Here is an 8,880-nt window from a genome sequence, read left to right on the forward strand (position 1 = left end):
AAGCGCTGTGGCAACCGTTAGCCACCCATGCCCCGGCGGGTACCATAGACTATGACGTTGGGTTATTTTCAGAGTAGAATTGAAAAAGGGTATTTTCGACGCTAATAAGCTCTGTGACGACCGTTAGAACCGGCACGCGAGGGAGATGCAAACAAACTTCACCCGATACTTATCTGAGACGTTAAAGATACATCGCTTTCTTCTCTCCGACTAATTACTTTGGCTGACTCCAGGATCTGTCTTCCATCTAGTATGGACGTTCGCTGCCGCGCTACAATCGTGGTGGAATTATTCAGACCCATACTTCCTGAATGTCTTCGTTTTGTTTCAGATAGCCCAGCGATGTTCCTCGCTGTGAAAACGGAAGTTCTCACCGCGTATGCTTATCTCCTCGCCAACGTCGTTTCTATTTCATCTCGTATGGTCACCTCGTAAAAGGAGTCCTTTCAGTTCACACCTCACTTTCGCCCCCCCTTCTTTTTCCTTCCGTTTCATTTACTCCCTGACGCCGTAACGGTACAATGAAAGAAAACGCAGCAAAAAGGGGTTTTCACATGGACAGCAGCTTCTGCCGTTCGCTCGGGCATGCGGCGTTGATTCTCGGGCTGCTCGCCGGTCTGATCATCGGTTTCAAAAGCGACCCGCAGCTTCCCTCCGGGTTTACGGACGGCTTCCGTTGGGAGGCGGCATTTGCCTGGTGGGCGGGAGGCATCGTGTCCTCTCTGGTTTTGTATGGTGTGAGCACGGCCCTTGCCTATCTGGAGCAGCTTTTGTACGAGATTCGCAGCATGAAGGACCCGGAGCGCTACGCGCCGCCGAAGCTGGGCAACAGCAAAATGAAGCTGGACGCCCTCAAGGATTACAAAATGAGCAGCCGCGACTAGCAGCCGCAGAAAAGCCAGCGAAGTTCGCTAACTTCACTGGCTTTTTTTGCTGCGGTGTTGCATGGGGGCTTTTTTTGCTGCGGTCTGCATGCGGGCTCTTTGGCTGCGGTCTTAATGGGGGCTTTTTGGCTGCGGTCTTGCAAAGGACATTTTTGCCTGCGGTCTTGCCTATTTCCCGCTGGTCCAACTAATCCACCATCTGCACCTGCCAGCCTCCGGCTTGCTTTGGAGCGAGCAGCAAATACGAGGTGAACGGGCTTTCCTCTCCGGTGCTTTTATCCCGCAGAGCGCCGTTTACGGTGACGCCGACCTCTCCCGGCCGCTGCTCCACGAAAAACAGCACATCCACGGACAGGTCCTGCTGCGGATTCATGAAGTAGCTTTTCCAATCCCCTTCCCCATAATGCCGGGCGACCTCAGGGTAATAGGACAAAAAGGCCCCTTCGTCTTTCTCCGCCCAGGCTTTGTAAAAACCGATCGCCGCTTCGAGCACTTCCCTGCGCTGCTCTCCTTCCACCGGGTCGCGGGTTTCCGGTGAAGCGCCGAGCCGCGCCTGCTCCGGGCTGTTCACGTCGATGTGCACGCCCGGTTGGAACCCGTCCGGCCCATCGGTGCCGTTCCCGGACTCCGCTCCGTCCGGCGTATGGGTGTTATTCCCCGCCTCTTCTCTATCCGGTGCATTCGTTGCCGCGGCCGAATCCGGCGTTGAGGTCACGGTTCCCGGCTCGGCTCCGCCCTGTCCGGGACGATCCAGCGCCGGGCCGTTCTGCCAGCTGTCCCCCGTGTCCTTGGTCCACTGCCACTTGCCTTCCGAAAAACGCCAGCCCCGCATGATGTTCTCGCCCAAATAGGTCTCCATGGCGCCTTCCGAGAGAGCCGAATGCTCCGCCTGATAGCCGCCTCCTCCGTCTGCCGAGATGGCATATCCTTTTCCGGTGATAAATAACTCGGAATCCTTAAACCGCGCCGTCTGCCCGGTCGGTGTCCAGGTTTCGCCGCCGTCTTCCGTCCGGTAGTAAACTTTCCCCGCAGACTCTCCGTCCTCCGTAAACCGCTCCACCGGCAGATAGCCAAGCTCCGGCTGCGCCTTGTCGAAGACCGGCGGATAGGACTCCCCGTAAGCGTAGCCCTGCAAGTCCAGTTCCTGCAAAGTCCAGCTTCTCCCGCTGTCTGCTGTCCTATACAGCTGTGCATTGGAGAAGCGAACGCCTTTAGCGGTAATCCAACCCGTGGTTTCGCTGTGGAATGTCATTCCCGTCACTTCCCCGAGTATCTGGTTGCCAAGGTTGCCTAACCGTTGCCAGCCATCCCCCTCTTCGGGAAGATGAAACAGAAGTTTAACCGGAACTCCCTTTTCCGAATTGTCACGCATAAGCAGCCAGGCGGAATCTTTCCCCGCATCCGCAGAAACCCACGAAAAAGACGCAGCTTCGTCCCCCCCTATTTGCAGGCTGGTAGTAGAAACGGACCGCCACCCGTCATTCGTGGTGCGCACCACATACCCTTTCGGGTCTTCCTGCCGGTAGATCACTTCCAGCGCCTTGTCGGCGGATTGGTAACGCGAGAACAGCGTAACAAATTCCATCCCTGCGTATTGCCCCGCTCCTCCGCCCGTCGCCTGCGCCCCCGGCGTTGAAGCCGATCCGGGCGTCTCTCCCGCAGGCGAAGCAGCCGTTCCCCCAGGCGCGGCCGTTTGAGCCGATCCCGCCGTCCGCGCCCACGGCCCGCCATCCCGCAGAAACAGGCCCGCCGTGAGAAGCAGCGCAAACGCCGCACCGCCAAACGCAGCGATCTTCCACCCATCGCGCCGTTTCCGCCCGCGTGCGCCCTCGCGCACCGCCCGGCGGACATCCGGGCCCGGCACAGGCTCGTAGCCCGACGGCTTCCCGCGCAAACGCTGTTCCCAGTCACGCTCCTTATCCATCTTGCTCCTCCTCCTTTAACCATTCGCTCATGGTGATTCTCGCCCGATGCAGCCGCGACTTGACCGTGCCTTCCGGCAGGCCGAGCACGTTCGCCGCCTCCGCGAGGCTTAGGCCGTGATGCGAAATCAGCAGCAGCACCTCGCGCTGCTTGGGGTTCAAGCGAAGCACCAGCTCCCAAATCCGGTCCACAAACTGCTGCCGGAAAAAATCCGTTTCCGCCGAATCCGCCCGTTCGCGCGAACGCGGAAGCGCCGCCGGAACCACCCGGCGAAAAAAAGCGGAGCGGCGGTAGTTGACCGCCTTGTTATGACAAATCCGCAGCAGCCAGGTTTTCAGGCTGGCCTGCCCCCGGAACGCGTCCAGGCTGCGAAATGCGCTCACAAACGTGTCCTGCGCGATGTCGTCGGCGGCGTCCATTTTTTGTGTAAAAAAGTAGGCATAATGCCATACATCTTTCCAATACTTTTGCATGATCCGGTCCATTTCCCCGGCGTCGATTCCGGATACCGCCGCCAGGTAGCTTTCTTCCATCCCTTTCACCTCTCTGCCAAATAGACAAGATGCGCGTTAAAAAGTTCCCTGGTTCGGAAAAAAATTTCTCCTCCGGTTTCCAGCAAAAAAACGCCCGCCGGCAAGCGGCGGACGTTCTGGCGGGAAGCGGCGCTGGCGCCGCTCCCGGTTATTTGACTTCGTACGAGCTCTTCAGCGAAACGGTCCGGTTGACGACCAGACGGTCCGCCGTCGTATATTTCGGATCGACGTTGAAGTAGCCGTGGCGGAAGAACTGGAATTTGTCATTCGGCTGCGCGTTCTTCATGTCCGGCTCCACAAAGCCGTGCAGCACCTGCAGCGAATTCGGGTTGGTCTTGGCCAGGAACGAGCGGTCTTCGCCTGCGGCTCCGCCGACGTACGCCGTTTCCTCCGTGCCCAGCACGTCTTCGGTTTCCTCGGCATCCGTGTCGGTGATGTCGGCACCCGCATCGTCCAGCAGGATCGGCTCGTACAGCCGGAATTCCGCCGGAACGGCGTGGGTCGCCTCCACCCAGTGGATCGTTCCCTTCACCTTGCGGCCGGTAAAGCCGGTGCCGCTTTTCGTTTCGGGGTCGTAGGAGCAGCGGATTTCCGTTACGTTACCGTCCGCATCCTTCACGACTTCCTCGCACTTGATGAAGTAGGCATGCTTCAACCGCACCTCGTTGCCCGGGTAAAGCCGGTGATACTTCGGCGGCGGCGTCTCCATGAAGTCCTCGCGCTCAATGTAGATTTCCCGCGAGAACGGAATTTTGCGGCTGCCCATCGCTTCGTTTTCGCTGTTGTTTTCCGCGTCCAGCCACTCGACTTCGCCTTCCGGGTAGTTCGTGATCACCACCTTCAGCGGATCAAGCACCGCCATCGTCCGGGGCGCCTTGAGCTTCAGGTCCTCGCGGATAAAAAACTCCAGCATCCGCTCATCGACAATGCTGTAGCTTTTGGCCACGCCGATTTCGCGGCAGAAGCTGCGGATCGCCTCCGGCGTGTAGCCTTTGCGGCGCAGGCCGGCGATCGTGGGCATGCGCGGGTCGTCCCATCCGTCCACGGCTCCCGCGTCGACAAGCGCCTTCAGCTTCCTTTTGCTCATGACGGTGTTCGTCAGGTTCAGGCGGGCGAATTCGTATTGGTGCGGCACGCTTTCGGTTTCGCATTCGCGGATAACCCAATCGTACAGCGGCCGGTGGTCTTCGTACTCCAGGCTGCACAGCGAATGCGTGACGCCTTCAATTGCGTCGCCCAGCGGATGAGAGTAGTCGTACATCGGGTAAATGCACCACTTGTCCCCCGTTTGGTGATGATGCGCATGCTTGATCCGGTACAGCGCCGGATCGCGCAGGTTCAGGTTGGGCGAAGCCATGTCGATCTTGGCCCGGAGCACCTTTTCGCCGTCCTTGAATTCGCCTGCGCGCATGCGTTCAAACAAGTCCAGGTTTTCCTCCACGCTGCGGTTGCGGTACGGGCTTTCCTGCCCCGGCTGCGTGAGCGTTCCGCGCATGCGGCGCATTTCCTCGGGGGAAAGGTCGTCCACGTAGGCCTTGCCTTTTTTGATCAGGAAAACCGCCCGTTCATAGTTCATTTCAAAATAATCCGAGGCAAAATGAAGGCTGTCCCACTCGTAGCCAAGCCAACGGATGTCGTTCAGAATGCCCTCCACGTATTCCGTGTCTTCCTTGACCGGGTTCGTGTCGTCAAAACGCAGATTCGTTTTGCCGCCGAATTCGTCCGCCAGCTCGAAGTTCAGGCAGATCGCTTTGGCGTGCCCGATATGGAGGTAGCCGTTCGGTTCCGGAGGAAACCGCGTGATGACCCGGGTTTCGCGCCCCGTTGCCAGATCGTCGGCGACGATATTTTTGATGAAGTTGGAGGATGATGCCGGTTTTGCCGTTTCCACTGCTTTCCACCCCTTTGCAGGCCGGTTTTCCCGCCCGGGAAAACGCCCGCCGTTTCTGTCCAAGTTTATTCCTCTATACTACACAATTTTTTAGGAAAATATAAGGGTATGGCAAGAGAAACCGCATGTTCGCAAGCGGAAGCGGCCACTCGCCCGCCAACCGGAGAGAAGGAGCCGAATACCGGTGCCCGAAAACGAAAACGACGGCCTGAGGCGGTCCGCCCCGGCCAAAACGAAAGGAATCCCAGCATGACCCTACCGTCCCGCAAATCTCGTCACGCCAAAACGAAAGGAATCCCAGCATGACCCTACCGTCCCGCAAATCTCGTCGTGCCAAAACCAAACGGCGCAATTGGGCCGCACCGGCCCTGACTCTGCTTGTCCTGCTGGCGGTTCTCGCAGCAGTTGCGGTTTACCATGCCCGCAAGCCGCTTCCCGAAGGGCTGTCCGTGGAGGGACCCGAGCGCAGGACCGGCCAGGTGGAATTTCTCTACGACCTCACGTACCAAAAAGACGGCGTCCAGCAGCAAGTACAGGCTATCTTTGAACGGGTTCTGCAGGCGGTGCGGGAAGCGGAGCAGTTTATTGTTATCGACATGTTTTTGTTTAACGGCTGGCATCCTGCTGATGGAAACGTTCCGCCCATGGCGAGCAAGCTGGCGGATGAACTGATCGCCCGCAAAAAGGCCCGGCCCGGCCTGCCGGTCGTGTTCCTCACCGATGAAGTGAACACCGGATACGGCTTCTATGCCTCGCCCGAGCTGGAACGGATGAAGCAGGCCGGGATTGTGACGGCGCTGACGGCCACAGAGTCCCTGCGCGATTCGGTCCCGCTCTACTCTTGCGTGTGGCGGTCGTTCCTTCAGCCATTCGGGCAGTCCGGCCGCGGCTGGCTGCCGAACGCCATGGCGGATCAAGGGCCGAAGCTCACGGCTCGCTCTTATTTGAAGCTGCTGAATACCAAGGCCAATCATCGCAAGCTGATTCTGACGGAAAAGCTCGCCATCGTGCCGTCCCTTAACGTCCATGACGCCAGCTTTTACAATTCCAATACGGCGTTTGCGACCCGCGACCCGGCGGTTATCGCCGATCTTCTGGAAAGCGAACGTCCTGCCGCGCGGCTGTCGTACGGAGGTTCGGTGGAGCTGCCGTCCTTTGGCCCCGGTCCGCTGGCGGAAAGCCGAGGGCCGTACCTGGTGCGGGTGCTCACGGAAGGCAAAATCCCCGCACGGCTGACCGAAGCGATCGGCGCCGCCGGGGAAGGCGATTCCATCCGGATGGGGATGTTCTATTTGGGAGATCGCAGCATCATCCGCTCGCTGCTTGACGCGGCGGAGCGCGGGGCCGAGATACGGCTGATTCTCGACCCGAACGAGAATGCGTTCGGGCGGACCAAAATCGGCCTGCCCAACCGGCCCGTTGCGGACGAACTGCTCGCCAAGTCGGAGGGCCGCATCGACCTCCGCTGGTACAACACAACCCGGGAGCAGTACCACACCAAGCTGCTGATGGTCCAAAGCGGCGGCCAAACGGTTCTTTTTACGGGTGCGGCCAACTTCACCAAACGCAACCTCGACAGCCTCAACCTGGAAACCGATCTGATGATAACGGCACCGGACGACAGCCCGCTCGTCCGGCAGACGGATGATTACTTCGACCGGCTGTGGACCAACCGGGACGGCACCTTTACGCTGGATTCGGATGCCTTCCGGGACAAGCGCGGGACGCTCCGCAAAATTTTGTACCGTCTGCAATGCTGGCTCGGCCTCACCACGTATTGAACGTATTGGCTTCGCGTTAAATCCGGAGGAGGCGGACCGGCGTTGAGATTCCCGAACGGGAGAATTTCCGGCAAGCACCGGGGTAAACGGTACGGCAGCCGTGAATCAGGCCAACGCCGAATTACCAACAGCGTTGCGGCGCGGCAGCTCCGAATCAGGTCGAGGCCGAATTCGCAGCCGAGTTGTTGCGGCGTTTCTGGATGGCGTGAATTCCCATGATGACAGCCGCCAGTTCATAGCTGTTGAGGATGCCCGTGCCATTCTCCAGCTGATACGCTCCCGATGAGAAAAAGCCGCTGATCTTGCGGAACGAGGCGACGGAGCCGCCCGTTTCGCCGATCACCTCATAGTCCCGCGAGAACGCGGGCGATTCAATTTCGTAAACGCCTCTGCCGTAAGCTTCATATTCAAACCGTTTGCTCATAAAACTCATCCGGCTGCGCAAAAGGCCCAGTTCCTCGCCGTTCGGACCAAACACCAGCCACTTGTTGGAAAATGCATGGCGAAACCCGCCTGAAGCGGCCGGCTCCCCGGACGCGTGAAACAGCTCGACCGACGAGCTGAAGGCGCTCCCCAAATCCAAAACCCCAGCCGGCTGCCCCGATGCGTCCAAAATCTCTGTCTGCCCCGCATTGAAAAAATTGTCCCGAAAAATCAAAGTCATGTCCGATCGCCCCTTCAAAAAGAATTTCTGTTTCATACGGGGCCGGTCCGAACCTGTTTCATTTTCCAGAGATGGATAGCCTTTTCGAACACGCTCCGGTTATACACGACTGTTCCACCCGGCGTTTCGCGCAAAGAGCTTTCATCGTTTTGCCATTTGCTCCCCATCTGATCCCCGAAAATCAGCAACTCAGCCCCTAACGTTCTTCAAAACGCCGAAGCAGCTCCGACAGCGACAGACACGACGTCGAAGACGGGTTCCAGTCCGCCAGTGCCAGGTAGGGGACCGTGCCGACGCCAACAGAAAACATCGGCGTCGCCCGGATGGCGGCAAGCCCCGCCTCGCCGTCCTCGATTCCTGCGCACGCCGAATACGGAACGCCGAGCCCGTCCGCCGCAGCCAGAAAAATATCCGGCGCAGGCTTCATCCGCGCCACCGCCGCCGGATCGGCCAAAAAGTCGAACCGCTCCAGAACGCCAAGCCTCTCCAGCGTGAACCGGTAGTTCGAGCTGGACGAAGCAAGCCCCAGCAGCAGGCCGCCCTCCTGGAGCTCTTCCAAAAAACGGGCGATGCCCGGCAGCATATCGGCCGGGGTAAGTCCGGCGATCAGCTCCTGGTAGTAGCGGTTTTTGCGCTCGCCCAGCTCTCGTACTTCGGCTTCGCTGAACGTGCGGCCGGTTTTCGCCGCAATCGTCCGTACGATGACGCTGCGGTCGATTCCTTTGAAGGAATCGTTCTCCTCGTCGCTCACTTCGACGCCAAGCTCGGCGGCCAGCTTGCGGTTGGCCAGATCATAAAACGAGTTTGTATCGGCAATCACGCCGTCAAGATCAAACAAAACAGCTTTCAGGGAAGCCATACGGCAGGGTTCACATCCAGACTGCGCACGGATGCGCGAATTTTGTTTTTATTGTAGCAGGCTGTCCCGCGCGGGACCACCCTTCTCGTTCTGTCAATACCGGTAAGGTATGGGCGACCTTACGAAGAGGCTCCGAGAGCAAGCGGAACAGGGCTAACAAAACGCCCTCAAAACTCTAACGGTTGCCACAGAGCTTAATGAGCCCAAATTGGCCTTTTTAAAAATGTAACGGTTGCCACAGAGCTTATTTAACGGTTTTCCAAGGAAATCCGCCGCTTTTGGGGCAAATAAGCTCGCTCACAACCGTTAGAATCACTCATGGGCTTGCACCCATCGCCAGAGATG

Annotated in this window: 7 protein-coding genes; 2 read left to right on the forward strand and 5 right to left on the reverse strand. The window is 58.7% G+C overall.

Annotated features, from left to right (window positions below):
- The first annotated feature begins 554 nt into the window (after positions 1–554).
- Positions 555–884 carry a hypothetical protein gene (locus AC6I6H_RS22130; RefSeq protein WP_497956723.1) on the forward strand — a complete coding sequence of 110 codons (330 nt, stop codon included), beginning with the start codon at positions 555–557 and terminating at the stop codon, positions 882–884.
- Positions 885–1,071: 187 nt separating this feature from the next.
- On the opposite strand, the gene AC6I6H_RS22135 is transcribed toward AC6I6H_RS22130, so the two are convergent.
- From AC6I6H_RS22135 to AC6I6H_RS22145, 3 genes are all read right to left on the reverse strand, one after another.
- Positions 1,072–2,808: a beta propeller repeat protein gene (locus AC6I6H_RS22135; RefSeq protein WP_497956725.1), complete on the reverse strand. Its 1,737-nt coding sequence runs from the start codon at positions 2,806–2,808 to the stop codon at positions 1,072–1,074.
- Positions 2,801–3,340 (reverse strand): RNA polymerase sigma factor, encoded by a 540-nt coding sequence (locus AC6I6H_RS22140; RefSeq protein ID WP_497956727.1) that lies wholly within the window; start codon positions 3,338–3,340, stop codon positions 2,801–2,803. Before AC6I6H_RS22140 ends, AC6I6H_RS22135 begins: the two co-directional genes overlap by 8 nt.
- Before the next feature lie 148 nt (positions 3,341–3,488).
- Complete coding sequence (locus tag AC6I6H_RS22145; protein ID WP_497956729.1) at positions 3,489–5,231, reverse strand: glutamine--tRNA ligase/YqeY domain fusion protein; 1,743 nt, start codon at positions 5,229–5,231, stop codon at positions 3,489–3,491.
- 302 nt (positions 5,232–5,533) lie between these two features.
- On the opposite strand from AC6I6H_RS22145, the gene AC6I6H_RS22150 reads away from it, so the two are divergent.
- On the forward strand, positions 5,534–7,012 hold the full coding sequence (locus tag AC6I6H_RS22150; RefSeq protein WP_497956730.1) for a phospholipase D-like domain-containing protein: 1,479 nt from the start codon (positions 5,534–5,536) through the stop codon (positions 7,010–7,012).
- Between the two features lie 154 nt (positions 7,013–7,166).
- Here the strand turns inward: AC6I6H_RS22150 and AC6I6H_RS22155 are convergent, their stop codons facing one another.
- Positions 7,167–7,676, reverse strand: a complete 510-nt coding sequence (locus tag AC6I6H_RS22155) for an LURP-one-related/scramblase family protein (protein WP_497956732.1) — start codon at positions 7,674–7,676, stop codon at positions 7,167–7,169.
- 196 nt (positions 7,677–7,872) lie between these two features.
- Positions 7,873–8,535, reverse strand: coding sequence for a beta-phosphoglucomutase (gene pgmB, locus AC6I6H_RS22160; protein WP_497956734.1), 663 nt, complete (start codon positions 8,533–8,535; stop codon positions 7,873–7,875).
- Positions 8,536–8,880: the final 345 nt, after the last annotated feature.

Source organism: Gorillibacterium sp. sgz306347 (assembly GCF_059735245.1).